At 71.3% G+C, this 24,751-nt stretch carries 23 protein-coding genes; 9 read left to right on the forward strand and 14 right to left on the reverse strand.

Annotated elements, in window-relative coordinates:
* Window positions 1–106: 106 nt before the first annotated feature.
* Genes AC1DG4_RS06010 through AC1DG4_RS06020 form a run of 3 tightly spaced genes read right to left on the reverse strand, consistent with a single transcriptional unit; the run spans window position 107 to window position 2,747 of the window.
* Complete coding sequence (locus AC1DG4_RS06010) at window positions 107–439, reverse strand: thiamine-binding protein (protein WP_477379433.1); 333 nt, start codon at window positions 437–439, stop codon at window positions 107–109.
* Window positions 439–1,797, reverse strand: a complete 1,359-nt coding sequence (locus AC1DG4_RS06015) for a hypothetical protein (protein ID WP_477379435.1) — start codon at window positions 1,795–1,797, stop codon at window positions 439–441. Before AC1DG4_RS06015 ends, AC1DG4_RS06010 begins: the two co-directional genes overlap by 1 nt.
* Window positions 1,794–2,747 (reverse strand): ADP-dependent NAD(P)H-hydrate dehydratase, encoded by a 954-nt coding sequence (locus tag AC1DG4_RS06020; RefSeq protein ID WP_477379437.1) that lies wholly within the window; start codon window positions 2,745–2,747, stop codon window positions 1,794–1,796. Before AC1DG4_RS06020 ends, AC1DG4_RS06015 begins: the two co-directional genes overlap by 4 nt.
* A gap of 107 nt (window positions 2,748–2,854) precedes the next feature.
* Between AC1DG4_RS06020 and AC1DG4_RS06025 the strand changes: the two genes are divergently transcribed.
* Window positions 2,855–3,922 (forward strand): NADH:flavin oxidoreductase/NADH oxidase, encoded by a 1,068-nt coding sequence (locus AC1DG4_RS06025; protein ID WP_477379439.1) that lies wholly within the window; start codon window positions 2,855–2,857, stop codon window positions 3,920–3,922.
* A 94-nt stretch (window positions 3,923–4,016) separates the two neighbouring features.
* On the opposite strand, the gene AC1DG4_RS06030 is transcribed toward AC1DG4_RS06025, so the two are convergent.
* From AC1DG4_RS06030 to guaB1, 3 genes are all read right to left on the reverse strand, one after another.
* Window positions 4,017–5,078, reverse strand: a complete 1,062-nt coding sequence (locus tag AC1DG4_RS06030; RefSeq protein ID WP_477421129.1) for a hemolysin family protein — start codon at window positions 5,076–5,078, stop codon at window positions 4,017–4,019.
* Window positions 5,075–6,388: a hemolysin family protein gene (locus AC1DG4_RS06035; protein WP_477380382.1), complete on the reverse strand. Its 1,314-nt coding sequence runs from the start codon at window positions 6,386–6,388 to the stop codon at window positions 5,075–5,077. The genes AC1DG4_RS06030 and AC1DG4_RS06035 overlap by 4 nt, the downstream gene beginning before the upstream one ends.
* Window positions 6,389–6,525: 137 nt before the next feature.
* Window positions 6,526–7,989 carry a GMP reductase gene (gene guaB1, locus AC1DG4_RS06040; RefSeq protein WP_477379443.1) on the reverse strand — a complete coding sequence of 488 codons (1,464 nt, stop codon included), beginning with the start codon at window positions 7,987–7,989 and terminating at the stop codon, window positions 6,526–6,528.
* Between the two features lie 227 nt (window positions 7,990–8,216).
* Here guaB1 and AC1DG4_RS06045 point away from each other — a divergent pair, with 227 nt between their 5' ends.
* The gene (locus tag AC1DG4_RS06045; RefSeq protein WP_477379445.1) at window positions 8,217–11,921 is read left to right on the forward strand and encodes a multifunctional oxoglutarate decarboxylase/oxoglutarate dehydrogenase thiamine pyrophosphate-binding subunit/dihydrolipoyllysine-residue succinyltransferase subunit; all 3,705 of its coding nucleotides are present in this window, start codon (window positions 8,217–8,219) and stop codon (window positions 11,919–11,921) included.
* A gap of 9 nt (window positions 11,922–11,930) precedes the next feature.
* Here the strand turns inward: AC1DG4_RS06045 and AC1DG4_RS06050 are convergent, their stop codons facing one another.
* The 4 genes from AC1DG4_RS06050 to AC1DG4_RS06065 all read right to left on the reverse strand — a co-directional run bounded on the left by AC1DG4_RS06050 (window position 11,931) and on the right by AC1DG4_RS06065 (window position 15,595).
* The gene (locus tag AC1DG4_RS06050) at window positions 11,931–13,271 is read right to left on the reverse strand and encodes an APC family permease (protein WP_477379447.1); all 1,341 of its coding nucleotides are present in this window, start codon (window positions 13,269–13,271) and stop codon (window positions 11,931–11,933) included.
* Between the two features lie 30 nt (window positions 13,272–13,301).
* On the reverse strand, window positions 13,302–14,609 hold the full coding sequence (locus AC1DG4_RS06055; RefSeq protein ID WP_477379449.1) for a GNAT family N-acetyltransferase: 1,308 nt from the start codon (window positions 14,607–14,609) through the stop codon (window positions 13,302–13,304).
* Window positions 14,610–14,678: 69 nt separating this feature from the next.
* Window positions 14,679–14,924, reverse strand: coding sequence for a mycothiol system anti-sigma-R factor (gene rsrA, locus AC1DG4_RS06060; RefSeq protein WP_477379451.1), 246 nt, complete (start codon window positions 14,922–14,924; stop codon window positions 14,679–14,681).
* Window positions 14,921–15,595, reverse strand: coding sequence for a sigma-70 family RNA polymerase sigma factor (locus AC1DG4_RS06065; RefSeq protein WP_477379453.1), 675 nt, complete (start codon window positions 15,593–15,595; stop codon window positions 14,921–14,923). Before AC1DG4_RS06065 ends, rsrA begins: the two co-directional genes overlap by 4 nt.
* Window positions 15,596–15,656: 61 nt before the next feature.
* On the opposite strand from AC1DG4_RS06065, the gene aroA reads away from it, so the two are divergent.
* From aroA to bcp, 3 genes are read left to right on the forward strand one after another with little or no spacing between them, the layout of a single operon-like run.
* Window positions 15,657–16,994, forward strand: coding sequence for a 3-phosphoshikimate 1-carboxyvinyltransferase (aroA, locus tag AC1DG4_RS06070; RefSeq protein WP_477379455.1), 1,338 nt, complete (start codon window positions 15,657–15,659; stop codon window positions 16,992–16,994).
* Window positions 16,991–18,052 carry a ribosome small subunit-dependent GTPase A gene (gene rsgA, locus AC1DG4_RS06075; RefSeq protein WP_477379457.1) on the forward strand — a complete coding sequence of 354 codons (1,062 nt, stop codon included), beginning with the start codon at window positions 16,991–16,993 and terminating at the stop codon, window positions 18,050–18,052. The genes aroA and rsgA overlap by 4 nt, the downstream gene beginning before the upstream one ends.
* 37 nt (window positions 18,053–18,089) lie before the next feature.
* Window positions 18,090–18,566 carry a thioredoxin-dependent thiol peroxidase gene (gene bcp, locus AC1DG4_RS06080; RefSeq protein WP_477379459.1) on the forward strand — a complete coding sequence of 159 codons (477 nt, stop codon included), beginning with the start codon at window positions 18,090–18,092 and terminating at the stop codon, window positions 18,564–18,566.
* Window positions 18,567–18,572: 6 nt separating this feature from the next.
* Here the strand turns inward: bcp and AC1DG4_RS06085 are convergent, their stop codons facing one another.
* Window positions 18,573–18,983 carry a hypothetical protein gene (locus AC1DG4_RS06085; protein WP_477379461.1) on the reverse strand — a complete coding sequence of 137 codons (411 nt, stop codon included), beginning with the start codon at window positions 18,981–18,983 and terminating at the stop codon, window positions 18,573–18,575.
* A 252-nt stretch (window positions 18,984–19,235) separates the two neighbouring features.
* On the opposite strand from AC1DG4_RS06085, the gene AC1DG4_RS06090 reads away from it, so the two are divergent.
* Window positions 19,236–19,484: a WhiB family transcriptional regulator gene (locus AC1DG4_RS06090; protein WP_045249333.1), complete on the forward strand. Its 249-nt coding sequence runs from the start codon at window positions 19,236–19,238 to the stop codon at window positions 19,482–19,484.
* A 127-nt stretch (window positions 19,485–19,611) separates the two neighbouring features.
* On the opposite strand, the gene AC1DG4_RS06095 is transcribed toward AC1DG4_RS06090, so the two are convergent.
* Complete coding sequence (locus AC1DG4_RS06095; protein WP_477379463.1) at window positions 19,612–21,102, reverse strand: sensor histidine kinase; 1,491 nt, start codon at window positions 21,100–21,102, stop codon at window positions 19,612–19,614.
* 63 nt (window positions 21,103–21,165) lie between these two features.
* Complete coding sequence (locus AC1DG4_RS06100; RefSeq protein WP_477380384.1) at window positions 21,166–21,549, reverse strand: Rv3235 family protein; 384 nt, start codon at window positions 21,547–21,549, stop codon at window positions 21,166–21,168.
* A gap of 136 nt (window positions 21,550–21,685) precedes the next feature.
* Here AC1DG4_RS06100 and AC1DG4_RS06105 point away from each other — a divergent pair, with 136 nt between their 5' ends.
* Entirely contained in the window at window positions 21,686–22,282 is a 597-nt protein-coding gene (locus AC1DG4_RS06105) for a hypothetical protein (protein WP_477420504.1), read from the forward strand.
* A 217-nt stretch (window positions 22,283–22,499) separates the two neighbouring features.
* Here AC1DG4_RS06105 and AC1DG4_RS06110 read toward each other — a convergent pair whose 3' ends face one another.
* A complete protein-coding gene (locus AC1DG4_RS06110; RefSeq protein WP_477379467.1) occupies window positions 22,500–22,778 on the reverse strand; it encodes a helix-turn-helix domain-containing protein in 279 nt (92 codons plus the stop codon).
* A 96-nt stretch (window positions 22,779–22,874) separates the two neighbouring features.
* Between AC1DG4_RS06110 and AC1DG4_RS06115 the strand changes: the two genes are divergently transcribed.
* Together AC1DG4_RS06115 and AC1DG4_RS06120 are read left to right on the forward strand one after the other, a co-directional pair.
* The gene (locus AC1DG4_RS06115; protein WP_477379469.1) at window positions 22,875–23,492 is read left to right on the forward strand and encodes an SAF domain-containing protein; all 618 of its coding nucleotides are present in this window, start codon (window positions 22,875–22,877) and stop codon (window positions 23,490–23,492) included.
* Window positions 23,489–24,742, forward strand: coding sequence for a CpaE/TadZ family protein (locus AC1DG4_RS06120; protein WP_477421130.1), 1,254 nt, complete (start codon window positions 23,489–23,491; stop codon window positions 24,740–24,742). The genes AC1DG4_RS06115 and AC1DG4_RS06120 overlap by 4 nt, the downstream gene beginning before the upstream one ends.
* Window positions 24,743–24,751: the final 9 nt, after the last annotated feature.

Genomic DNA, 24,751 nt, shown 5'->3' on the forward strand with positions numbered 1-24,751 from the left:
GGCGCGCGCACTTTCGCCTTCACTATCCGCCATTTGGCGGACCTGCGACCTGAAGGGACCGCTCACGCCGATCCCCTCAACACCGGGCCCGTCGGAGGATCGAGGCTCAGAGGCTGCCGGAGTCCTCGATCGCCCGCTCGAGGCGTGCGATCTTGCCGTCGATCTCGCCGGTGTAGCCGGGGCGGATGTCGGCCTTGAGCACGAGCGACACGCGGGATCCGAACGGCATGACGGCCTCGGTGGCGCGCTTCACGACGTCCATGACCGTGTCCCAGTCGGGACCCTCGATCTCGGTGAACATGCTCGTGGTGCGGTGCGCGAGCCCGGAGGCACGGACCACCGCCACGGCGGCGGCGACGGCGTCGTGCACCGAGGCGTCGGCGCTCTCCAAGCGCTCGGGGGCGGATCCGCTGGGGGCGACGGAGAAGGCGACGAGCATCAGGACCTCCTGGTTTCGGGGAGTTCGGCGGCGAGGGACGAGGTGCGGCGCACCGGGGTGCGCACGATCGCGCGGATCGCGATCACGCAGATGACGACGACCAGGATGTTGCGGGCGCTCAGCAGTGCGATCGGCAGCGCCTCGGCCGCCAGCAGGTGGTCGTACACCACAGGGTAGACCGCCTGAGTGAGCGCGTAGTCGACGAGCACGAGGATCGCGGGGATCCGCACGCGAGGGCCGTCGAACAGGCACCACAGCACGAGCGGCGCGAGCATCCAGACCTGGAACTGCGGCGAGCCCACTTTGTTGCACGCGATCAGCACCGCGACGAGGGCGAGCATGGTCGCCGGCAGCAGGCGCCGCGCCGAGGCGCCGGCGCGCAGCTTCCACAATGCGAGCGCCGCCACAGCGACCACGCCCACCACCATGAGCGGTGTGAGCAGCGCTGCGACGACGTCGACGCCGGGGCCGGCGAGCTGGAAGGTGAGGATCTGGCGGTCGTACTGGATGCGCGTCACCCCGATCTGGGTGAGCCACAGCAGCGGAGTCGCGCCGACCGCCTCGATCTGCAGCCCCCGGCCGCTCATCTGGCTGAGGAAGCCGAGCAGGTTCTTGGATCCGCCGAGCAGCACGAGCCCGAGCACGACGACGAAGGTGACGATCGCGGCCGAGACGATCATGCGGATCCGGCCGCGCAGCAGGGCGAGTGCTGCGACGAACAGAGCGCCGGGCCAGATCTTGATCCAGGCGCCGATCGTGAACAGCGCGCTCGCCACCGCCGGTCGGGAGAACAGCCACAGGCCGCCGATGATCGCGAGCGGCACGGTGATCGCGTCGATCCGGAACATCGCGATGGGGCCGAGCAGCACCAGCGCGCCCATCCAGAGCAGGGCGGCGCCGCGACGGATCCGGCTGCGTCGCGCCGCGGTGCCGCGCAGCAGGCACGCGAATCCGACCGCATCGAGCGCCGTCACCAGGATCGACCAGGCGACGACGTAGCTCGCGGATCCGACGGCGTACGACCCGGGGAAGAGCGGATGGATGAGCTGCGACAGCCCCTGGGCGATGAGCATGGGCACGAGGGCGAGCTGCGGGTAGACCCAGCTCTCCGTGACGCCGACGATCGCGCCTCCGCCGAGGGCGTTCCGCGCCCACGGCTCGTACACGAAGACCGTGTCGCCCATCGGCAATGCGGGCATCTTCCACCCGATCATCGCCACGTAGAGGTGCGCGATGACGAAGGCCAGCCACAGCATGGTGAGCGGCAGTCCCGCCTTGTGCAGGACCGAGGACGCGCGCCGAGCGGCGCCTCCGGTCGATTCGGCACGGGTCGCGCCCGTCGGCTCGGCACCGCTCACGCGCGGCCCTCCTCTGTCACTACGTGGTGGTCGATGTCTTCGGACTCGCCGTCGTCGGCGAACGCGAGGGCGAACGCGGCCGGCAGCGCCTCCGCGACGTCCAGCGCGACAATGGGGTGGCCCGCTCGGCCGGCGCCGACTTCGGCGGCGATCCGTCCGGCGACGCCGTGCAACCACGCGGCGGTGGCCGCCAGCTCGGCGAGCGCGGTCGTCCCGTCTGCCGCCCGGTCGGCGGCGACGATCGCGCCCAGTACGCCGCCCAGCACATCCCCGGTCCCGGCGGTCGCGAGCCAAGGCGTTCCTGTTCCGACGGTGATGACGGCCGTGGCGTCGGCGACGAGCGTTGTGGCCCCTTTGAGCAGCACCGCGCCGCCCAGCGCAACGGCGGTCTCGTGCACCGCCTCCGCGCGCGCCTCAGGATCCTGCAGAACGTCGGCAGAGAGCGCCGCGAGTCCCAGGGTCGACCGAAGGCGCACGAACTCCCCTGCGTGCGGGGTCGCGATCACGGGGGCGGCCGCCGCGGGGAGCAGATCCAGAGCTCCCGCATCCACGACGACAGGATCCGAACCGGCCAGCAGCGCCCGCAGCGCCGACGTCTCTGAGTCGGCGCGGGTCGAAGCGTCGGTGCCGGATCCGATCACCCAGACATCGGCGCGGACCGCGTCAGCGTCGGGTCCGGTCGTGACGGTCTCCGGCCGCCTGGCGAGCACGAGGTCTGCCGCACGCCGGGGGCCGACGTAGCGCACGTAACCGCAGCCCGCCCGCCACGCGCCCTCGACGCCGAGGACCGCCGCACCCGGATACGCGTCGGATCCGGTGCGCAGCGCGACCACGCCGCGGCTGCGCTTGTCGTCGCGATCTCCGGGCGCATGCAGCAGGCGGCGGACGTCGCGTCTCGTCCACACGATGCGGTCATGCGCGTCACGGACGCCGGTGGACGGAGAAGGCATGGGGTCAACGGTACTGGGCCGAGGCTGTGCGCGCCGCCGTCGGACGCCGCGAGGCGGATCCGTCCGCCACGCGCCTGCATGCCCTCTGCGACGGGTAGCGTCGTCCCGTGAGCCTTCTGTTCTCCCCGCTGACCATCCGCTCCCTCACCCTGCGCAACCGTCTGTGGGTCTCCCCCATGTGCATGTACAGCGCCGTCGACGGCGTGCCGCAGGAGTGGCACCACACGCATCTCGCGCAGTTCGCCTCGGGCGGTGCCGGACTGATCGTGGCCGAGGCGACCGCCGTCGTGGCGGAGGGCCGGATCAGTCCGCGCGACACCGGCTTGTGGAACGACGCGCAGCGCGACGCCTGGGCGCCGATCGTCGATGCCGTGCACGCGCGCGGTGCACGGATCGGGGTACAGCTCGCGCACGCCGGACGCAAAGCCTCGACGTGGTGGCCGTGGGCGCAGGAGCACGGTTCCGTCCCCGCCGCCGAGGGCGGCTGGAGCACCGTCGCCCCTTCGGCGATCCCGTTCGAGGGTTTCGCGGCGCCGGAGGCCATGGACGAGGCGGGAATCGCCGACGTCATCACTGCCTTCGCCACCGCGGCGCGTCGCGCTCTCGACGCCGGCTTCGACGTGCTGGAGATCCACGGCGCGCACGGCTACCTGCTGCACCAGTTCCTCTCCCCGCTCAGCAACCATCGCGAGGACGCGTACGGCGGATCGCTGGAGAACCGGGCCCGCCTGCTGCTCGAGGTCACCGAGGCCGTGCGCCGGGTCGCGGGCGACGAGGTCCCCGTGTTCGTACGGATCTCGGCCACGGATCACGCCCCCGGCGGCTTCACGCCGGACGAGGCGGCCACGGTGGCGGACTGGGCGGTCGCGCACGGCGCCGACCTCATCGACGTCTCGAGCGGCGGCCTCGTCGCGCACCAGCACATCGAGGTGCATCCGGGCTATCAGGTTCCGCTCGCCGCCGCCGTGCGGCAGGGCGGTCGCATCCCCTCCTCCGCGGTGGGGCTGCTGACCAGCGGGGCGCAGGCCGAGGCCGTGCTCGCCGAGGGCGCTGCGGACGCGATCTTCGCCGGACGGGAGTGGCTGCGCGATCCGCACTTCGGTCTGCGCGCCGCCCACGAGCTCGGCGACGACGTCGCCTGGCCCGACCAGTACCTGCGCGCCCGCTGGCGCTGAGGCGCGCTCCGACCGGCCCCTGAGCGAGCGCCCCTCCCGGTCCCTGAGCGAGCGCCCCTCCCGGTCCCTGAGCGAGCGCAGCGAGACGAAGGGCTCAGCGCCCGAAGCCGCGGCGGGTGATGTCGCGCACTTCGCCGACGAGCTCCTCGATGATGTCCTCCAGGAACAGGATCGCCRTCGTCCGGCCGGCCGCATCGCGCACCTGCGCGAGGTGACGGCCCGCGCGGCGCATGATCGCGAGTGCGTCCTCGAGATCCGTGTCCTCCTGCATCGGCACCATCTGGTGGATCCGCTTCGCAGGGATCGGCGCGGCCGCACGCGCTGCCGCATCCGGTCCCTCCGCAGAGCGGATCACGTCCTTCAGGTGCACATAACCCACGGGCACGCCCTCGGGGTCGACCATCACGTAGCGCGAGAAGCCGTGCTTGGCGACGGACCGCTCCACATCGTCCGGCGTCGCGCCGAGCGGCAGCGTCACGAGCCCGGCGAGCGGCACGGCGACGTCTCGTGCGTCCTTGTCGGTGAACTCCACCACTGCGCTGACGGTGCCCGCGGAGTCGGTGAGCACGCCCTCACGCCGGGACTGGTCCACGATCGTGGCGACCTCGTCGAGCGTGAACGTCGAGGCGGCCTCGTCCTTCGGCTCGACGCGGAACAGCCGCACGACCCCGTTGGCCGTGGCGTTCAGCGCGCGGATCACCGGATAGAAGACCTTCGAGATCCACACCAGCGGCGTCGCGAGGATCAGCACGGCCCGGTCCGGCACGGAGAACGCGAGGTTCTTCGGAACCATCTCTCCGAAGACCACGTGCAGGAACGACACGATGACAAGGGTGATGATGAACGCGATCGCGTCCACGGCCCCCTCGGCGAGCCCCAGCGCGCCCAGGGGCGCAGCGAGCAGGTGGTGCATCGCGGGCTCCGAGACGTTCAGGATCAGCAGCGAGCAGACGGTGATGCCCAACTGCGAGGTCGCCAGCATGAGCGTGGCGTGCTCCATCGCATACAGGGCGGTGCGCGCGGAACGGGATCCGCGCTCGGCGAGCGGCTCGATCTGCGAGCGGCGCGCGGAGATCACCGCGAACTCCGCCGCGACGAAGAACGCGTTGAAGGCGAGCAGCACGAACAGCCATGCGATTCCGGCCCAGTCGCTCATCGCCCGCCTCCTTCCTCGGTCGCTGCCTCAGGCGTGAAGCGGATCCGATCCACCCTGCGACCCTGCATGCGCACGACGTGCAGGGTGCCGCCCGGCACCGGCACCTCGTCGCCGGCCTTGGGCAGTCGCTCCAGCACGCTCATCACGTAGCCGCCGACGGTGTCGTACACGTCGCCCTCCGGCACCTCGATGCCGGTGCTGGCGCGCAGCTCGTCGGGCCGCAGCTCCGCGGGGAAGGCGATCCCGTCGCTGCCCTTCACGACGCCGGCTCTGCTGCGATCGTGCTCATCGGACACCTCGCCGACGATCTCCTCCACGAGATCCTCCAGGGTCACGATCCCGGCGGTGCCGCCGTACTCGTCCACGACGATCGCGAGCTGGTAGCCGCCGCCGCGCAGCTCGGCCACGAGCGCGTCCAGGTGCACGGTCTCGGGCACCCGCAGCGGCTCGGAGGCGAGCGCCCCCACCGGCACCTCGGTGCGGCGATCGCGCGGCACCGAGACGGCCGCCTTCAGGTGCACGACGCCGGTGATGTCGTCGAGGTCCTCGTCGAAAACCGGGAAGCGGCTGTGGCCGGTGCGCCGGGCGAGGCCGATCACGTCGTCCGCGGAATCCGCGGCCGCGATCGCGTGCATGCTGGGCCGCGGCGTCATCACGTCACCCGCGGTCAGCCGAGCGAAGCCGAGGCTGCGGTCCAGCAGGGTCGCGGTGTCCTCTTCGAGCAGGCCGGCGCTCGCGGAGCGGCGCACGAGCGAGCTGAGCTCCTCCGCCGAGCGGGCTCCGCTGAGCTCCTCCTTCGGCTCGATGCCCATCGCGCGCAGCACGCCGTTGGCGCTGCCGTTCAGCAGCGAGACGATCGGGCGGAACACCATCGTGAACGCGGTCTGGAACGGGATGACGACCTTCGCCGTGGCCACGGGAAGCGCCATCGCGAAGTTCTTCGGCACGAGTTCGCCGAGGATCATCGACAGCACCGTGGCGACGGTCATGGCGACGATCACCGCGATCGTGACGGTGACAGCCTCGGGGATCCCCCACGAGCCGAGCACCGGACGGAGCAGGTTCGACAGCGCCGGCTCCATCGTGAAACCGGTCAGCAGCGTGGTCAGCGTGATGCCGAGCTGCGCCGACGACAGATGCGTCGAGGTGATCTTGAGCGCCGCGATGGTCATGCCAAGGCGGCTCTCGCCGCGGTCCTGTCGCGCCTCCAAATCGGCGCGGTCGAGGTTGACCAGTGCGAACTCGCTGGCGACGAACAGACCCGTCCCCACGATGAGCAGAAGCCCCACGCCCAACCAGATGTAATCCATCACGGTGTCACCCCCGACGAAGCGGAGAGCAGGCAGTGGGGCGATGTACTACACGAGGGAGGGTCGTCCATGGTGCGAACGATTCTACTGGCTCGTGGCAGAAGCGAAGCTGAGCGGATGCCGGATCAGCCGGGGGGTCACCAGCTGACCGGCAGCGCCTTGCCCTCTTCGTATCCGGCCGCGGACTGCAGGCCGACCAGCGCGCGCTCGTGGAACTCCGGCACGGAGGCGGCTCCGGCGTAGGTGAACGAGGAGCGCACGCCGGAGGTGATCATGTCGAGCAGATCCTCGATGCCGGGACGGAGCGGATCCAGGTAGATCTTCGAGGACGAGATGCCCTCGGCGAAGAGCTCCTTGCGTGCACGCTCGTAGGCGTCGAGACGGCCGAAGCGCGCCTGCACGGCCTTCGTCGAGGCCATGCCCCAGGACTCCTTGTAGAGACGCCCCTCGGCGTCCGCGCGCAGCTCGCCCGGCGCCTCGATCGTGCCGGCGAACCAGGATCCGACCATGACCGACGCGGCTCCTGCGGCGAGCGCGAGGGCGACGTCGCGCGGATAGCGCACTCCCCCGTCCGCCCAGACGTGCGCGCCGAGCTCGGCGGCGGCCTGCGCGGTCTCCCGCACGGCGGAGAACTGCGGACGACCGACGGCGGTCATCATCCGGGTGGTGCACATCGCGCCGGGCCCGACGCCGACCTTCAGGATCGACGCTCCCGCCTCGACGAGATCGCGCACGCCGTCGGCGGTGACGATGTTGCCCGCCACGATCGGGATGCCGAGCTCGAGCGCCGACACCGTGCGCAGGGCCCGCAGCATGCCCTCCTGGTGACCGTGCGCGGTGTCGACCACCAGCACGTCCACCCCGGCCGCCGCGAGGGCCTTGGCCTTGGCGGCGACGTCGCCGTTGATGCCGACGGCCGCGGCGACCGCGAGGCGCCCCGAGGCGTCGACCGCGGGGCGGTACAGCGTCGAGCGCAGTGCGCCGCGCGCGGTCTGCGTGCCGACCAGGTGCCCGTGCTGGAGCACGCACACCATCTCGGCCTCGACGGCGGTGATCGCGTCGAACGCCGCCCGCGGATCGGTGACGTCCTCCGCGTCGAGCGACGGGGAGTCCGCGCGGACCAGATCGCCCAGCTGCGCATCCCGCAGCGCGGTCGCGAGGCGCACCGCGGGCAGGATTCCGTGGATCGCGTCGGCGTGCAGGCCGTCCGGACCGCCCGGCGCATCGGCGACCACGATGCCGTGACCGTCGGTGGCGGGCAGCAGCCGGAGCGCGTCCTCCACGGTGGCCAGCGGGGAGAGCACGAGCGGGGTGTCCCAGGACACCGGCTGGCGCTTGACCCAGCGGATCGCCTCGTCCAGCTCCTGCAGCGGCATGTCCTGCGGCAGCACCCCGATGCCTCCGCGGCGCGCGAGGGTCGCGGCGAGTCGAGGACCGGTCACCGAGTTCATGTTCGACGACACGAGCGGGACGGTCGCGGGAGTGCCGTCCTGCGGCGCGAGATCGACCTGGAGGCGGCTGGTCACATCCGAGTGGCGCGGCACCAGGAACACGTCGGAGTAGGTGAGGTCGACCATGGGTTGTTCGCCGGAGAACTGCATGCTCTCAGGGTAGCCGTCCTCGCCCGGATCGCCTCGGGATCGCGGTCGGCGGACCGCCGGGGACGGCTTCCGTGCGCCGCTGCGGCGAAAGGTCCTGCCATACACCGCGATCCAGGCCCGCACCGCACCTCTGACACGTTAGGCTTGACACCCGGATGAGTGGCCATACCCGGAGACCACCGGGGACGGATCCCACCAGATTCAGCGATGAAAGAGGGCGATCTAGCGTGTCGAGYCAGGTGACCGGCGTCGGGACTTCTGGAGATGGAGAGTTCGGGGCCAATTCCTGGCTCGTCGACGAGCTGTACGAGCAGTTCAAGCTCGATCGCAACTCCGTCGACAAGGAGTGGTGGCCGGTCCTCGAGAACTACCATCCCTCCCAGCCCGCGGCGGCTCCCGCCGCCCCCTCCGCCCCCGCAGCCGCGCCTTCGGCCGCACCGGCCACGGCGGCCGATGCGCATCCGGTGACCGCGCCGATCCCGGTGATCGGCCAGCAGCCCGTCGCGCGCACCACGACGAAGCCCGCACGCCAGGCCCCGATCCCCGCCCAGGCGCAAGACCGCGCCGCCGCGGAATCCGGCACCGAACAGCACGAGGACGTCGTCACGCCGCTGCGCGGCATGCCGAAGACGCTCGCCGCCAACATGGACGAGTCGCTCACCGTCCCGACCGCGACGAGCGTGCGCACCGTCCCGGCGAAGCTGATGATCGACAACCGGATCGTCATCAACAACCACATGTCCCGCACGCGCGGCGGCAAGGTGAGCTTCACGCACCTCATCGGCTGGGCGCTGATCAAGGCGCTCAAGGAGTTCCCGAGCCAGAACGTCTCCTACGCCGAGGTCGACGGCAAGCCCAGCGTCGTCGCCCCCGCGCACGTGAACCTCGGCATCGCGATCGACATCCCGAAGCCCGACGGCACCCGCGCCCTGCTCGTTCCGAGCATCAAGCGCGCCGAGTCCCTCACCTTCAGCGAGTACCTGTCGGCGTACGAGGACCTCATCACCCGCGCGCGCGGCAACAAGCTCACCGCCGCCGACTTCCAGGGCACGACGCTGTCCCTCACGAACCCCGGCGGCATCGGCACCGTGCACTCCGTGCCGCGCCTGATGAAGGGCCAGGGCTGCATCATCGGCGCCGGCGCCCTCGAGTACCCGGCCGAGTTCCAGGGTTCGAGCCAGAAGACGATCGACGTGCTCGGCATCGGCAAGACGATCACGCTCACCTCGACCTATGACCACCGCGTCATCCAGGGTGCGGGCTCGGGCGAGTTCCTGAAGAAGGTGCATGAGCTGCTGATCGGCGAGCGCGGCTTCTACGAGAGCATCTTCCGCGCGCTCCGGATCCCGTACGCGCCGATCCGCTGGAACAAGGACATCGCGGTCGACCTGGCCGAGCGCATCGACAAGACCGCACGCGTGCAGGAGCTCATCAACTCCTACCGCGTGCGCGGCCACCTGATGGCCGACATCGACCCGCTCGAGTACGTGCAGCGCACGCACCCCGACCTCGAGATCGAGACCCACGGGCTGACCTTCTGGGATCTGGACCGCGAGTTCGTCACGAACGGCTTCGGCGGCCAGCGCCAGCTGAAGCTGCGCGACATCCTCGGCGTGCTCCGCGACTCCTACTGCCGCACGCTCGGCATCGAGTACATGCACATCCAGGACCCGGACCAGCGCCGCTGGTTCCAGGACAAGGTCGAGGTCAAGTACGTCAAGCCCGGCCACGACGAGCAGCTGCGCGTGCTCAGCAAGCTCAACGAGGCCGAGGCCTTCGAGACCTTCCTGCAGACCAAGTACGTGGGTCAGAAGCGCTTCTCGCTCGAGGGCGCGGAGTCGCTCGTCCCGCTGCTGGACGAGATCCTCCAGGGCGCTGCCGGGGCGGGCCTCGACGGCGCCGCGATCGGTATGGCGCACCGCGGCCGCCTGAACGTGCTCGCGAACATCGCGGGCAAGACGTACGGCCAGGTGTTCCGCGAGTTCGAGGGATCCATGCAGCCGGGCAACCAGCGCGGATCCGGCGATGTGAAGTACCACCTCGGCAAGGAGGGCACCTTCGTCGCCGACGACGGCGCCGAACTGCCGATCCTCCTCGCCGCGAACCCCTCGCACCTGGAGACCGTCGACGGTGTGCTCGAGGGCATCGCCCGCGCCAAGCAGGACCGCAAGCCGATCGGCACCTTCACCTGGCTGCCGATCCTGGTCCACGGCGATGCGGCCTTCGCCGGCCAGGGCGTCGTCGTAGAGACCCTGCAGATGTCGCAGCTGCGCGGCTACCGCACCGGTGGCACGATCCACGTGGTCGTGAACAACCAGGTCGGCTTCACCACGCTGCCCAACGACTCGCGCAGCTCGGTGTACGCGACCGATGTCGCCAAGACGATCCAGGCGCCGGTCCTGCACGTGAACGGTGACGACCCCGAGGCCGTGGTGCACGTGGCTCAGCTCGCGTTCGAGTACCGCGAGCGATTCCACCGCGACATCGTGATCGACCTCGTCTGCTACCGCCGCCGCGGTCACAACGAGGGCGACGACCCGTCGATGACGCAGCCCCTGATGACCGACCTGATCCAGGCGAAGCGGTCGGTGCGCAGCCTCTACACCGAGTCCCTCGTCGGCCGCGGCGACATCACCCAGGAGGAGTACGACCAGGCCAAGGCCGACTTCCAGAACCGCCTGGAGATCGCCTTCGCGGAGACGCACGCGGCGGAGACCGGCGCCACGCCGATCGCACCCGACCTCGCGCCCGTGGACGACCAGATCGGCTCCCCCGAGGTCACCGGCGTGCCGCTCGAGGTCGTGCATCTCATCGGAGACGCGCACGCGAACAAGCCCGAGGGCTTCACGGTGCACCCGAAGCTGCAGCAGGCGATGGACAAGCGCGTCGACATGAGCCGCAGCGGCTCGATCGACTGGGGCTTCGGCGAACTGCTCGCGTTCGGCTCACTACTCGTCGAGGGCACCCCGGTGCGTCTCGCCGGTCAGGACTCCCGACGCGGCACGTTCGTGCAGCGTCACGCGGTGCTGCATGACCGCGCGAACGGCCAGGAGTGGCTGCCGCTGGCGAACCTCTCCGACAACCAGGCCCGCTTCTTCGTCTACGACTCGCTGCTCAGTGAATACGCCGCGCTCGGCTTCGAGTACGGCTACTCGGTCGAGCGCCCGGAAGCACTGGTGCTGTGGGAGGCGCAGTTCGGCGACTTCGTGAACGGCGCGCAGTCGGTCATCGACGAGTACATCTCCGCGGCCGAGCAGAAGTGGGGCCAGCAGTCGAGCGTCGTGCTGCTGCTGCCGCACGGCTACGAGGGCCAGGGACCGGACCACTCCTCCGCCCGCATGGAGCGCTTCCTGCAGCTGTGCGCGCAGGAGAACATGACCGTGGCACGCCCGTCCACGTCGGCGAGCTACTTCCACCTGTTGCGCCGCCAGGCGTACGCGCGTCCGCGCAGGCCGCTCATCGTGTTCACGCCGAAGGCGATGCTGCGTCTGCGCGGCGCGACCAGCCCGGTGGAGGACTTCACGCAGGGCCGCTTCGAGACGGTCATCGACGACACCCGCGAGCTGGATCGCACCGCCGTCAAGCGCGTGATCTTCCACTCCGGCAAGGTGCACTGGGATCTGGTCTCGGAGCTCGAGAAGAACCCGAATCCAGAGGTCGCGCTGGTGCGCGTCGAGCAGCTCTACCCCGTGCCGCTGCGCACGCTGAAGACCGTCGCCGACACGTACCCCAACGCAGAGATCGTCTGGATGCAGGAGGAGCCGGAGAACCAGGGCGCCTGGCCGTTCCTCGCGCTGCACTTCCAGACCGTGCCGGGTCCGCGCGTCGTGCGTCCGATCACGCGTCCCGCATCGGCGGCGCCGTCGACCGGATCCTCGAAGGTGCACGCCGCCGAGCAGGCAGACCTGCTCTCGAGGGCGCTGACGATCTGACCCGTCCGCTCAGCCGATCGACGCGGTGTCCCGGTTCTCCGGGGCACCGCGTCGTCGTTCCCGCACCCCGCGCACCGCGGTCACGGCGAGTGCGATGATCGCCACCACCGCGGGGACCACGAGCGCGACTCCGGCGAGCAGCAGCAGTCCGATCGTGCAGACCGAGGCGATCACGGCCATCCACCATCCAGGCGTCCGCCGCGGCAGGATCCGGATCGCGGCGATCATGCCGATCGTGTAGACGGCGACCATGCTCGCGGTATGGATGAGGATGAACGGCTGCAGGTCGAAACCGGTCGCCCAGGACACCCCGAAGTAGGCCAGCACGAGGGCCATCGACAGCAGCAGGGCGCGCCGCGGCACCGCGCCGGACTCGGCGCCCTTCGCGAACCAGCGCGGCAGATCGCCGTTGGATGCGAGCGACGCACCGAGCTTGCCGAACGCGGCGAGGTAGACGTTGAGCACGCCGAGCGCGACCACCGCCGACACCACGCCGATCAGGGTCGGCGCCGCGCGCACCCCTCCGGCCTCGGCGAGATCGAGCAGGACGACGTCGCCGTGCCCCGCCCTCTCCCCCAGGGCGCCGACCGTCACGACCTGCAGCGCGAGATAGCTTCCGCCGGCGAGCACCAGCGTGATGGCCGTCGCGAGCGGGATCGTGCGGCGCGGCCGCGCGAACTCTCCGGAGATGTGCGTGCCGACCTCCCAGCCGGCGAATGCCCACACGAACATCACGATCGCGGTGCCCACCCCGCCCCAGCCGTGCGGCAGGAACGGCGTGAAGCTCTCGGGTCGCACGGCGGGCGCCGCCACCGCGACCACCACGACGACGATCGCGAGCAGCAGACCGGTGAGCACCAGCTGCAGCCACCCGGTGAGCCGCACCCCGAACAGGTTGGCGACGAACGGCACCACGAGGAAGCCGAGGGCCAGCCACGGGATGCCGGCGCTGTCGATCCCGACCGCGGTCGCGATGTAGCGCGCGCCGAGCACCGACACGACCGGCCCTCCGGCCGCGACGCCGAAGAGGAACCAGTATCCGGTGGCCCTGGCCGCGGTCGGCCCGAGAGCGCGACGCGCGTAGCTGGCGACGCCGCCCGGATCCGGATGGCGGGCCGCCAGCGCGGCGAACGCGCCGGCGAGCGGCACGGCCAGGAGCGTGATCACCCCCACCGCGATGAGGCTCGCGGGGCCCGCGGTCTTCGCCGCGAGCCCGGGGAGCACGAGGAGCCCGGTACCCAGGACCGACGCGAGGTACAGCGCGATCCCCTGCGCGAGGCCGAGCCCTGACGGCGCATGTGTGCCGAGCTCGGTGCCGTCTGATCCCTCGGCGGGGCGGAGTGCGGTCATGCCCTCACGGTAGCGAGGGCGTCGGACATCTCAGTACCAGATGGTGAGGGCGGGAGCCACCGCGGTGCCGAAGGCGTTCTGGATCGCCGCCGCCGTCTCCGCCGAGGTCGAGATCCGGCCCGCCGCGCGCAGCGTCGGCGCGCTCACGCCGCCGAGGTACAGCGACGACAGCGCATCGACGCCGAGCTCGACGTCTGGCGCATCCGTCGTCACGCCGACGACGCCCTTCCCGTCCTGGCCGACCTGCAGACGCCAGGATCCCTCGGCGAGTCCGAGTGGATCCGACACCCGCAGCACGAGATCCAGCGGGGCCCGGTACGAGCGCGCGCCGAGCGCGACGGGCACGTCGAGGATCCGCAGCCAGCCGTGATCGTGCACGGTGGTCTGTACGGCGCGCTGGTTCACGACGAGCCAGGGCAGCGGATCGTCGACCGGCCGGAGATCCGCGTGCACGGCGCGGATCAGATCGTGGTTGACGGCGAAGGCCCAGAGCACGCGCAGCGCCTCCGGAGTCTCGGCGTCGAGGTGACGGATCGCGAGATCGGCCGCGAACTCGTCGGAGAGCTCATCGAGCGTGTACGCGAGCACCCCGCGGGTGACGCCCTGGGCGTCCACCGCCCTGACCCCCCGCACGGCGCGGGACTTCTCGTCAGCCGGCACGAGCCCCGCCATCCGACGCCAGCGCAACGGCCAGCCGGGGATGTCGCCGGCGCGATCGAGACGAGCCCGCTCATGCACCTCGTCGAGCGCCTCCCGCAGCGCATCGGGCTCCACGTATTCGATCGTCGTGGCCCCATCCCCCGTCGGCAGGGTGACGCCGCCGGCACGCCGTGCGTCCACGCGCAGACGCGACACAGGGATCGCGGGGCCGAAGCCGTAGCGTCCGTAGATCGTCGCCTCGGTGGCGGTGAGCCCCGCGATYGGCACGCCCGCCGCGGCCGCCGCGCGCAGCTCCCCCTCCAGGAGGTTGCGCGCGATCCCCCGACGGCGATGCGTCGCCGCGACCGTGACCGCGCTGATCGCCCACATGTCGACGTGCGCTCCCCTGTCGCCGGGCACCGTCATCGGCGTCACCCAGGAGTCGACCGTCGCGACCGGCAGCTCGGCGCCCGGCGCGTACACGCCCACGTTGCGCCGCTGCGACATCGTCTCGCCCATGAGGCGGATCGTCTCGTCGTCGGGTTCCTTGTCCAGGAAGCCTCGCGCGTCGGCGCGCACGAAACCGCGCAACTGCGCGGGATCCGACAGGTCGACGATGCGGTACTCGAGGCGCGAAGCGCTCAGGCGCTCCTTCGAGGTCGGGTCGACGGGGACGTCACGGGCGTCGAGGTCTGCCATGCCCCCAGCCTATCCACGGTCGAGGACGGCGCGGCGGCCGCGAGGTGCGCCCGCGTCAGACCGTTGCGGTCAGTGGACGCTCGCCTGCACCGCGCGCAGCTGCGCCAGCACCTGGTCGCGGAGCTCCTCCGGGGCCGTCTCCTTGCACGCCCGCGACACGACCTCGGTCAGCGTGGTCGCGACCAGAGCCTCCTCTGCGCAGGACGGGCAGTTGTCGAGATGCTCGCGGATGTCGGAGTGCTCCGTCTTGCACATCTCGTTGCGGAGGTACTCCTCCAGGTCCTGCCGCGCCTTGGCGCATCCGCAGTCCGTCATTTCGTACTCCTCGTGCCGGCCGTGGCGATTCCTCGCTCTGCGGCGTAGTCCGCCAGCAGCTCCCGGAGCATGCGGCGCCCGCGGTGCAGGCGGCTCATGACGGTGCCGATGGGGGTCTTCATGATGTCGGCGATCTCCTGATAGGCGAAGCCCTCGACGTCGGCGAGGTACACCGCCAGCCGGAAATCCTCCGGGACCGCCTGCAGCGCCTCCTTGACGACCGACGCGGGCATCCGGTCGATCGCCTCGGCCTCGGCCGAGCGGCTGTGCGAGGCCGTGGTCGATTCGGCGCCGCCGAGCTGCCAGTCCTCCAGCTCGTCGATCGTGCCCTGATAGGGCTCGCGCTGGCGCTTGCGGTAGATGTTGATGTAGGTGTTCGTCAGGATCCGGTACAGCCACGCCTTGAGGTTCGTGCCCTGCGTGAAGCTCGACCACGAGGCGAACGCCTTCACGAACGTCTCCTGGACGAGGTCCGCGGCATCGGACGGGTTGCGCGTCATGCGCATGGCGGCGGCGTACAGCTGATCCATGAAGGGGATCGCCTGCTCCTCGAATTCCCGGCGCGCGGAGGAATCCGCGTCCGGCTGCGCGTCCAACGGTGCGTGATCGTTCATCGCCAGCCAGTTTAGGCCGATCTCGTCGAGCGCCACCGGTTCGAGAGTCGCGAGCATGCGCACCGCCTTCCGTTTTCCCGCCCTCCGCTGCCGGAGGCCTTCAGTAGGGTAGGAACCGATGAGCGCCTCCACGTATTCCCCCGCACCGCGCGGACGCTGGTCCGCGCCGCTTGCCGCAGGCACCCTGAGCGCGCGGCTGCGCGTGCCGGGATCCAAGTCGCTCACCAACCGCGAGCTGGTGCTGGCGGCGATCGCGGACGCGCCGGGACTCGTCTCCGCCCCTCTGCACTCGGACGACTCCGCCCGGATGATCGACGCGCTGCGCGCCCTGGGCGTCGGCGTCGAGGAGCAGCCGGGCACCGGCGGGTTCGGACCCGACCTCCGGATCATCCCCGCACGGCTCACCGGCGACACCACGGTCGACTGCGGGCAGGCCGGCACCGTCATGCGCTTCATCGCGCCGCTCGCGGGACTCGCCCGCGGCGACGTGCTGCTGACCGCGCACGAGACGGCGCTGCACCGCCCGATGGGCGCGATGATCCACGCGCTGCGCGACCTCGGCGTCGACATCGAGGACAACGGCAGCTGGTCCCTCCCGTTCACGATCCGCGGGCGCGGCCATATCCGCGGCGGTCGCGTGGAGATCGACGCCTCCGCATCCAGCCAGTTCGTCTCCGGCCTGCTGCTCGCCGCACCGCGCTTCGATGTGGGCCTGCACCTCGTGCACACGGGCGAGCGGCTGCCGAGCATGCCGCACATCGACATGACCGTCGAGGCCCTGACCCGGCGCGGGATCAAGGTCTCCCGCCCCGCCCCCGGGGAATGGATGGTCGAGGGCGGCGTGCCGCGATCCAGAGAGATCGCGATCGAGCCGGATCTGTCCAACGCGGCCCCCTTCCTCGCGGCCGCGCTCGTCGCGGGCGGCGAGGTCTCGGTCGAGGGGTGGCCGGCGCGTTCCACGCAGCCGGGCGCCCTGCTGCCCGAGCTGCTGGAGCGGCTCGGCGCCGAGGTGCGCCGCGCGGACGGCGTGCTCACCGTGCGCGGCACCGGTCGCATCCGCGGCGGGGAGTTCGACCTGTCCGCCGCCGGCGAGCTCGCGCCCACCTTCGTGGGCCTGGCCGCCCTGGCCGACGCGCCCACCGCGATCACCGGCATCGGCCACATCCGCCTGCACGAGACCGACCGGATCGCCGCGCTCGCCGGCAACCTGCGCGCGCTCGGCGGCGAGGCCGAGGAGCTCGAGGACGGCATCCGCATCGTGCCGGCCGCCCTGCAGGCCGGCACCTGGCCTGCGCATCACGATCACCGGATGGCCACCACGGGCGCCCTCATCGGCCTCCGCGTGCCCGGCGTCGAGATCGACGAGATCGGCACCACGGCGAAGACGCTGCCCGAGTTCACCCAGCTGTGGGAACGGCTGCTCGCCGTAGACGTCACCGGGAGCGCCCTCGCGTGAGCTGGCTGGACGACGACGGCGACGACGAGCTCGACGACTTCGACGAGACCCAGATCCGGATGCGCCCCAATCCGAAGGCCAATCGCCCGCGCACCAAGCGCCGTCCCGCGCACAGTGACGCAGAGATCGGGCGCGTGCTGGGGGTCGACCGAGGGCGCTACACCGTGCTGCTCGGCGAAGGCGGCGACGCCGATGACGAGCGCACGATCACCGCGGTGCGCGCCAGAGAGCTGCGCCGCACCCCGATCGTCACGGGCGACGCCGCACGGGTCGTCGGTGACATCTCGGGCGAGGACGGCACCCTGAGCCGGATCGTCGGCATCCTCGAACGCTCCTCGCTGCTGCGCCGCAGCGCCGACGACACCGACCAGGTGGAGCGGGTCATCGTCGCCAACGCCGACCAGATGCTCATCGTGGTCGCCGCTGCGGATCCGGAGCCCCGTGCGCGCCTGGTGGATCGCTACCTGGTCGCGGCGCTCGACGCCGGGATCCGCCCGCTGCTCGTGGTCACCAAGACCGACCTGGCGGATCCGTCCGAGTTCCTGAAGCACTTCGAGGGTCTGGATCTCCAGGTCTTCACGAGTGCTCAGGGCGAGATGCCGGTCGACGAGATCGGCAGGGCGCTCATCGGACACTCCACCGTCTTCGTCGGACACTCCGGCGTGGGCAAGTCCACGCTCGTGAACGCGCTCGTGCCGGCGGCTCACCGCGCCACGGGGCACGTGAACGAGGTCACCGGCCGGGGCAGGCACACGTCCTCGTCGACGGTGTCGCTGCGCTATGTCGCCCCCGACCCGACCCCCGGATCGGGCTGGGTGATCGACACCCCGGGCGTCCGCTCCTTCGGGCTCGGACACGTGGAACCGCAGAACATCCTCGCCGCCTTCACCGAGCTCGCCGCGATCGCGGAGAACTGTCCGCGCGGCTGCACGCACCGGGCCGACGCCGAGGACTGCGCGCTCAACGAGGCCGCGGCGGACGGAGCGCTCAGCGGGGCCGGCCTGTCGCGGCTGGAATCCCTGCAGCGGCTGCTCGCGACCTTCGCGGACAAGCTCTGAGCGGATCCGCTCCCGCGCATACGGGTAGCCTGGAGGCGTGACTGCGCAGCGCCTCGAACCCGGATCCACCGCCCCCGACTTCACCCTGCAGGACCAGGACGGCGCGTCCGTCTCGCTGCACGATCTGCGCGGCAGGAACGTCATCCTGTACTTCTACCCGGCGGCGATGACCCCGGGATGCACGACCGAGGCGTGCGACTTCCGCGACAGCCTCGCCTCGCTGCAGGGCGCCGGGTACACGGTACTGGGCGTCTCCCGCGACGACGTGGCGAAGCTCAAGCAGTTCGCCCAGCGCGACGCGCTCTCCTTCCCCCTGCTGAGCGACGCCGACCTCGCCGTCCACCACGCATACGGGGTGTGGGGCGAGAAGAAGAACTACGGCAAGGTGATCCAGGGAGTGATCCGCTCGACCTTCGTCATCGACGAGGACGGCGTGATCGCGCACGCCCTCTACAACGTCAAGGCCACCGGCCACGTCGCCCGCATCCGCAAGCTCGTGGGGCTCGCGGCGTAACGCGCGTCAGTCGTCCTGCTGATCGGCGTCGGCGCTCCGGCGGGCCTCCGCCCCCGCGCGCCGCGTCAGCAGGAACAGCAGCACCGCACCGATCGCAGCGGGGATCAGCAGCGCGACCACGAACACCACGGGGAACGGCCGCACGGTGAGCGCACTCAGTGCGACCGCGATCGCGAGGATCTGCACCACCATGCCGCCGCTGCGCCCGAACGAGCGTCCGCGCAGCACGGCGAAGGCCAGTGCGGCGAGCCCGACGGCACCCACCGCGCTGAGCCCGATCAGTCCGAGGGCGGAGGGCAGAGACGACGCAGCCCCGGAGCTCAGGCCGAACACCTCCATGAGCGTCACCGCGAGCAGCGCCACCGCCTCCAGAGCGAGCACGGCCGCTGCCGCGATGGTCAGTCTCGACGGGCGCATGCGGGCTCCTGAGGGTGTTGTCGGGGCGATGGCGTTCGCTCGCGGTTCGCCTCCCGTTCACACGGAGTGCAGAAAATCCTTGATCGTTCGCCTTTCATGTAAGAGAATAGATCACAGCCATGTGCTCCCACAGCGGCGTGGGGCGAGCATCCGCTCGCATCACCGATGGGCGTCGACCCCCCGAACGCCGCCTATGAATTCCGGGCACGCGAAACTCGCGCGCCCATGACATTTCCACACTGAGGAGCCCCCATGGATTGGCGCGACAAGGCCGCCTGCCTCACCGTCGACCCCGAACTGTTCTTCCCCGTCGGGAACACCGGTCCGGCCGTCGATCAGATCGAGAAGGCGAAGGCCGTGTGCGCCCGGTGCACCGTCACCGAGGTATGCCTGCAGTACGCCCTCGAGTCCAGCCAGGATTCGGGCGTGTGGGGCGGACTCAGCGAGGATGAGCGCCGCGCTCTCAAGCGCCGCGCAGCCCGCGCCCGCCGCGCCGGCTGATCCTCGCCCGGTTCGAGTCAGGACGGACGAGCGGCCCGCAGCCTTCGGCTCGGGCCGCTTCGCGTGCCGCGCTCAGCCGTGAGTCGACACGTCGCGGGTCCGCATCGCGGACGAGCGTCGTGTCGGCTCAACCGTTCACCCAGCGCATGGGGAGGTCGATCGTGACCTTGGTCCCCTCGCCGTCCGAGCCCTCCCACACGATCGTCCCGCCGAGTTCGCCCTGGATGAGCGTGCGGATGATCTGCGTGCCGAGGCCCTGACCGATCCGCCCTTCGGGCAGACCGTGTCCGGTGTCGCTGACGATCACGCGCAGATTCTCGTCGGTGCGCTGGGCCTCGATCATGACCAGGCCCTCCTGTCCCGCGAGCCCGTGCTCGACGGCATTCGTGACGACCTCGGTGAGGGCGAGCGCGAGCGGCGTCGCGTACTCGCTCGGCAGCACGCCGAACCGTCCGGACGACTGGGTGCGCGCCCGCGTGTTGGGCGCAGAGGCCACCTCGGCGACGAGCTTCAGCACGCGCGCGAACACCTCGTCGAAGTCGACCTTCTGCGCGAGCCCGCCCGCGAGCGTGTCGTGCACCACGGCGATCGACTCGACGCGGCGCATGGCCTGGGTCAGCGCGTCGCGCGCCTCCTCGGAGTGCGTGCGGCGGGCCTGGATCCGCAGCAGCGACGCGACCGTCTGCAGGTTGTTCTTCACGCGGTGATGGATCTCACGGATCGTCGCATCCTTGGTGATGAGCTCCTGCTCCTGGTGGCGCAGCTCGGACACGTCGCGGCACAGCACGATCGCGCCGATCCGGGTGCCGTGGTCCTTGAGCGGGATGGCGCGCAGCGAGACGGTGACCCCCCGCGCCTCCACGTCGGTGCGCCACGGCGCGCGCCCTGTCACCACGACGGGCAGCGACTCGTCGACCTGCCGCGAGGGCGGGACGATGCGCGTCGTGACCTCGACCAGGGACTCCCCCTCCAGCTCCTCGTCGAAGCCCATGCGGTTGAACGCGCTCAGCGCGTTCGGACTGGCGAACGTGACGATGCCGTCGACATCGATGCGGATGAGGCCATCGGATGCGCGCGGGGCGCCACGACGCGGCGAGGTCGGCGCCGACAGGTCGGGGAACTCCCCGCCCGAGATCATGCGGAACAGGTCGTCCGCGGCCTCGTTGAAGGTGATCTGCTGCCGTGAGGGCGTACGCGCCTCACCGAGATTCGTGTGCCGGGTGAGCACGCCGACCGGGCGCGCACGCTCGCCGTCGGTACCGATCTTGCGGGAGCGGACGATCGGCACGGCCCTCACCCTGGTCGGCGTCTCCTCGAACCAGTCGGGATTCGCCGAGTCCACGATCTCGGTCGTGTCGAAGGCGCCCTGAACCTGGGTGCGCCACTGCGGCCGCACCCGCTCTCCCACGATGTCGCGATAGAACAGCGTCGCCGCGCCGCTCGGCCGGGTGTGCGCGACCGCGATGAAGGATCCGTCGGCCGTCGCGATCCAGATCACGATATCCGCGGAGGCCAGATCGGCCAGCAGCTGCCCGTCGCTCGCGAGTCGATGCAGCCATTCGACGTCTTCGTCTGCGAGGCAGCCCTGGGCCTGGGCGAGATCACTGAGTGTCGACACCCTAGACAGCCTAAGGCGTTTCACCCGCCCCGCACGCGCGGGACGAGGCGAGGGACGGCAGGCTCAGAGCACGGCGAGCGATGTGGCCCGCCAGCGCCGGTCCAGCCCCTCCAGCCGGACCGCCACCGCCCTCGTGCGCCCGGGGGTCTGCACGATCAGGGTGGCCTCGACGACGCCGTCCGCGGGCGAGGACACGTGCGTGGAGAGGATGCGGAACACCGGCCTGGTCGGCGCCGCCCCGCGCGCGCTCCGCGCCCGTGCAGAGAGGTTCGCGCGCGTCGTCAGCACGATGAAGGCCTCCTCGGCGAACCAGCGGGCGAGCTGATCCGCTTCGCGCACTCCGGCCAGCACCTCGAGGACGCCACGCGTCAGGCTCTGCAGAAGCGGAGTCGGATCCGGCAGCTCCGCGCTCGGTGTCGGTTGCGGCGCGAAATCCTCGAGCGTCATCATCGGCGTACTCCCCCTCGAGGCTCGGATGGCGTGACTCGCATTCGAGCACGTCCGCGGGCGGGGCGGAGCCGATCGGCCGAGGCATGTGGACAACCCGTATGCCGTTTGCGGCACATCCCCTAACCTCGACGGCATGGAATGGGACCGGCTGTTCGAAGACCTCGAGGATCAGGTCGCCTCGGGCTGGGAGGCCGAGCGCGCAGCGCTGGACGCCGAGACCGAGCGGCTGCGCATCGCCCGGCTCGGCCTGCGCACCCGGCTGGGCGCGCTCATGGACGAGGGCGGGACGGTCGCCGCCGTGCTCACCGATTCCACCCGCGTGCACGGCCGGCTGCGGGCGGTCGGCGCGGACTGGACGGCCCTGCAACCGCAGGGCGCGCCGGGGATCGTGCTGCTGCCCGCGCACGCCGTGGAGCTGTGGGCGCTCGACCACGGGGCGCTGCTGAACAGCAGCGCCGCCACCGCGCCGCTCTCGCCGTTGCGCGAGCGGATGACGTTCCGGTTCGTCCTACGGGACCTCGCCCGGCGCCGCAGCGGAGTCACGGTGCGCACCCGCTCCGGCACAGTACTGGCCGGGACGATCGACCGCGCGGGCTCCGACCACCTCGATCTCGCGCTGCACGATGCGGGCTCGCCGCGGCGAGCGCGCGCGGTCGCCGGATTCCGCATTCTGCCGTTCGCCTCGGTGCTCTCCCTCAGCACGAACGCTCCGGCAGCGGGCCTCGGCTGAAGATCGTACGACCGCCCCTGCCCCCACCATTCCGAGTCGTCCCCACCAGCGCACGCCATAGCCTCCGCTCACAGGGACGACCCGGAGGGTGGGCGGCACGCGCCGGCGCCCGCGCCGAAGGCAGATGCTCCACATCCGAGTCGTCCCCACCAGCGCACGCCATGGGCTCCGCTCATAGGGACGACCCGGAGGGGGTGAGCGTCGACGGCGTCCGGGGTCATTCGCCGAGGCGGACCGGCGGCCCCCACAGCTCCGGGAAGCTCGCCGCATTCGCCTGCCGCCATAGCGCCCTTCGCCGCGCGTCCTCCGCCTGCTCCGCGAGGTACTCGGTGATCGAAGCCTCCTCGACCCGCCACGCAGCGGGGACGCCGAGTCTCGCGCCGCGCAGCCGGCTCTGCATGATGAGTTCGACGATCTCGTCGACCTGCACCCCGAGGAGCTCTGCCACCTGCGCCAGCGAGAGATAGCGCACGGCTGGCGTGGATGCGTCGGGCATGCATCCATTGTGCTCCGCGTCGGCGCATCCGAGGCGGTGGACGGGGCGCTGTGGATAACTTCCTCGCCCGCTTCCGGAATCTGTGACCATGGGCGCATGAGCACCGCACGCGCCGCGCGCCGGCCCTGGACCGATCTGCGCTTCTTCATCGGCCTCGCCTTGATCGTCCTGTCGGTCGCCGGCGTCTGGCTGATCGTGGGCGCGGCGAAACAGACCCGTCCCGCGCTGCAGGCCGTGCGCACGATCGTCCCCGGCGATCCGCTCACCTCCGCCGACGTGCGCGTGGTCGACGTCGCCCTCGGCACGGTCGGATCCGGCTATCTCACTCCCGGCACGCTCGGGCCCGGCCTGATCGCGACCCGCACGATCGCCGAGGGCGAGCTCGTTCCGTCGACCGCCGCCGCAGACGCCGACAACGGACGCACGACCTCGGTCGTGGTGCGCAGCGCGGCGTCTGTCCCCGGTTCGGTCGACAGGGGCTCCGTGGTCGAGCTGTGGACGGCCGACCCGCGTGCCGAGGGCAAGGGCTTCGACGCACCGCGCGTGCTGCTGCCTGAGGCGACCGTCGCCTCGGTCGACCGCGAAGACGGCCCGCTGTCGGCGAAGGTGACGACGCTCGAGCTCGTCGTGAGCCGGGCGAAGGTCGGCGAGGTCCTCGGGGCGCTGACCGGCGGATCCTCCCTGTCCGTGGTGCCGGTCGGAGCCCGCTCGTGACCGGGGTCGTCCTGGCCCTGCCCTCGGAGCGCGCCGAGACGCTCGCGGACGAGCTGGAGCTCGCGGGTGTCGCGGTGATCGCGCGGATGCCGCCGCACCAGGCCGCCCGTCTGGTGGCGCACGCCGACGAGCTCCGCGACGCCGAGGCGCTGCTGATCCCGGCCGAGCGGGCGTGGCTGAGCCCGGCGCTCCGCGGGGCCTGCGACCGTGCGGGCGTGCGGATCCTGACGCTGGGCGACGGGCCGGCCGCCGCCCGCCTCGCGCACCGGCACGGACTGGGTACGCCTCTGCCCGGATCCGCGAGCGGCTGGGACATTGCCGACGCGCTCCGCCACGGAGGCGCGCATGCCGGTGCGGACGAGACGAGCGCAGACGGCGCCGAGACCCGGCCGAACCGGCTGATCGCCGTGTGGGGTCCGCACGGCGCTCCCGGACGCAGCACCGTCGCGGTGCAGCTCGCCGCGCTCTTCGCCGCACCGGATCGCGGGGTCGCCCTCGTCGACGCCGACACGCACGCACCGTCCCTCGCCCTCCTGCTGGGGCTCACCGACGACGGACCCGGCATCGCAGCCGCCTGCCGCCGTGCGGAACTCGGACTCCTCGACGGTGCCGAGCTCAGCCGGCTCTCCCGTGCGGTGGAGTCGTCCGGCGGCGCCGTCGACGTGCTCGTCGGGATCAATCGCCCCTCGCGCTGGCCCGAACTGTCCGCGGCGCGACTGCAGGCCGCGCTCGAAGCGTGCAGGCRCTGGAGCGCGATCACCCTGGTCGACGTCGCGGCCTCGCTCGAGGCCGATGAGGAGATCAGCAGCGATCTGGACGGACCCCGACGCAACGCCGCGACGCTCATCGCCCTGCGCAGTGCCGACCGCATCGTCGCTGTGGCCTCCGCGGATCCGGTCGGAATCGCCCGGTTCGTGCGCGGCTACGCAGAGCTGCGCGCCGAGGTCGGCGACGTCCCCGTCACGGTCGTCGTGAACAAGGTGCGTCCCGGCCCCCTCGGCATCGACGCACGCGGTCAGATCCGACGCGCGCTGGACCGGTTCTCCGGCATCCGCGACGTGCACTTCCTGCCGTACGACCAGCGCGCGCTGGATGCCGCAGCACTGCATGCCAGGCCCGTGCCCGACGTGTCGGGGCGTTCCGCGTTCACCGCCGCGGCGCGCGCACTCTCCGCCGTGCTGCTGCGCGACGCGCGCAGTCCGGGGACGCGGCGCGAGCGGCGTCTCGGAGCTGCGGCCGCCGCGGTCTGATCCGACCGA

Source organism: Microbacterium sp. 05N427 (assembly GCF_056397105.1).

What these genes read in the sequence shown, in the direction of transcription:
- AC1DG4_RS06105 (WP_477420504.1), top strand. Translation starts at nt 21,686, where the DNA reads ATGGAATGGGACCGGCTGTTCGAAGACCTCGAGGATCAGGTCGCCTCG.
- AC1DG4_RS06010 (WP_477379433.1), bottom strand. Translation starts at nt 439, where the DNA reads ATGCTCGTCGCCTTCTCCGTCGCCCCCAGCGGATCCGCCCCCGAGCGC.
- AC1DG4_RS06020 (WP_477379437.1), bottom strand. Translation starts at nt 2,747, where the DNA reads ATGCCTTCTCCGTCCACCGGCGTCCGTGACGCGCATGACCGCATCGTG.
- AC1DG4_RS06085 (WP_477379461.1), bottom strand. Translation starts at nt 18,983, where the DNA reads ATGCGCCCGTCGAGACTGACCATCGCGGCAGCGGCCGTGCTCGCTCTG.
- AC1DG4_RS06090 (WP_045249333.1), top strand. Translation starts at nt 19,236, where the DNA reads ATGGATTGGCGCGACAAGGCCGCCTGCCTCACCGTCGACCCCGAACTG.
- aroA (WP_477379455.1), top strand. Translation starts at nt 15,657, where the DNA reads ATGAGCGCCTCCACGTATTCCCCCGCACCGCGCGGACGCTGGTCCGCG.
- AC1DG4_RS06035 (WP_477380382.1), bottom strand. Translation starts at nt 6,388, where the DNA reads ATGGATTACATCTGGTTGGGCGTGGGGCTTCTGCTCATCGTGGGGACG.
- rsrA (WP_477379451.1), bottom strand. Translation starts at nt 14,924, where the DNA reads ATGACGGACTGCGGATGCGCCAAGGCGCGGCAGGACCTGGAGGAGTAC.
- AC1DG4_RS06115 (WP_477379469.1), top strand. Translation starts at nt 22,875, where the DNA reads ATGAGCACCGCACGCGCCGCGCGCCGGCCCTGGACCGATCTGCGCTTC.
- AC1DG4_RS06065 (WP_477379453.1), bottom strand. Translation starts at nt 15,595, where the DNA reads ATGCTCGCGACTCTCGAACCGGTGGCGCTCGACGAGATCGGCCTAAAC.
- AC1DG4_RS06100 (WP_477380384.1), bottom strand. Translation starts at nt 21,549, where the DNA reads ATGACGCTCGAGGATTTCGCGCCGCAACCGACACCGAGCGCGGAGCTG.
- AC1DG4_RS06050 (WP_477379447.1), bottom strand. Translation starts at nt 13,271, where the DNA reads ATGACCGCACTCCGCCCCGCCGAGGGATCAGACGGCACCGAGCTCGGC.
- AC1DG4_RS06110 (WP_477379467.1), bottom strand. Translation starts at nt 22,778, where the DNA reads ATGCCCGACGCATCCACGCCAGCCGTGCGCTATCTCTCGCTGGCGCAG.
- guaB1 (WP_477379443.1), bottom strand. Translation starts at nt 7,989, where the DNA reads ATGCAGTTCTCCGGCGAACAACCCATGGTCGACCTCACCTACTCCGAC.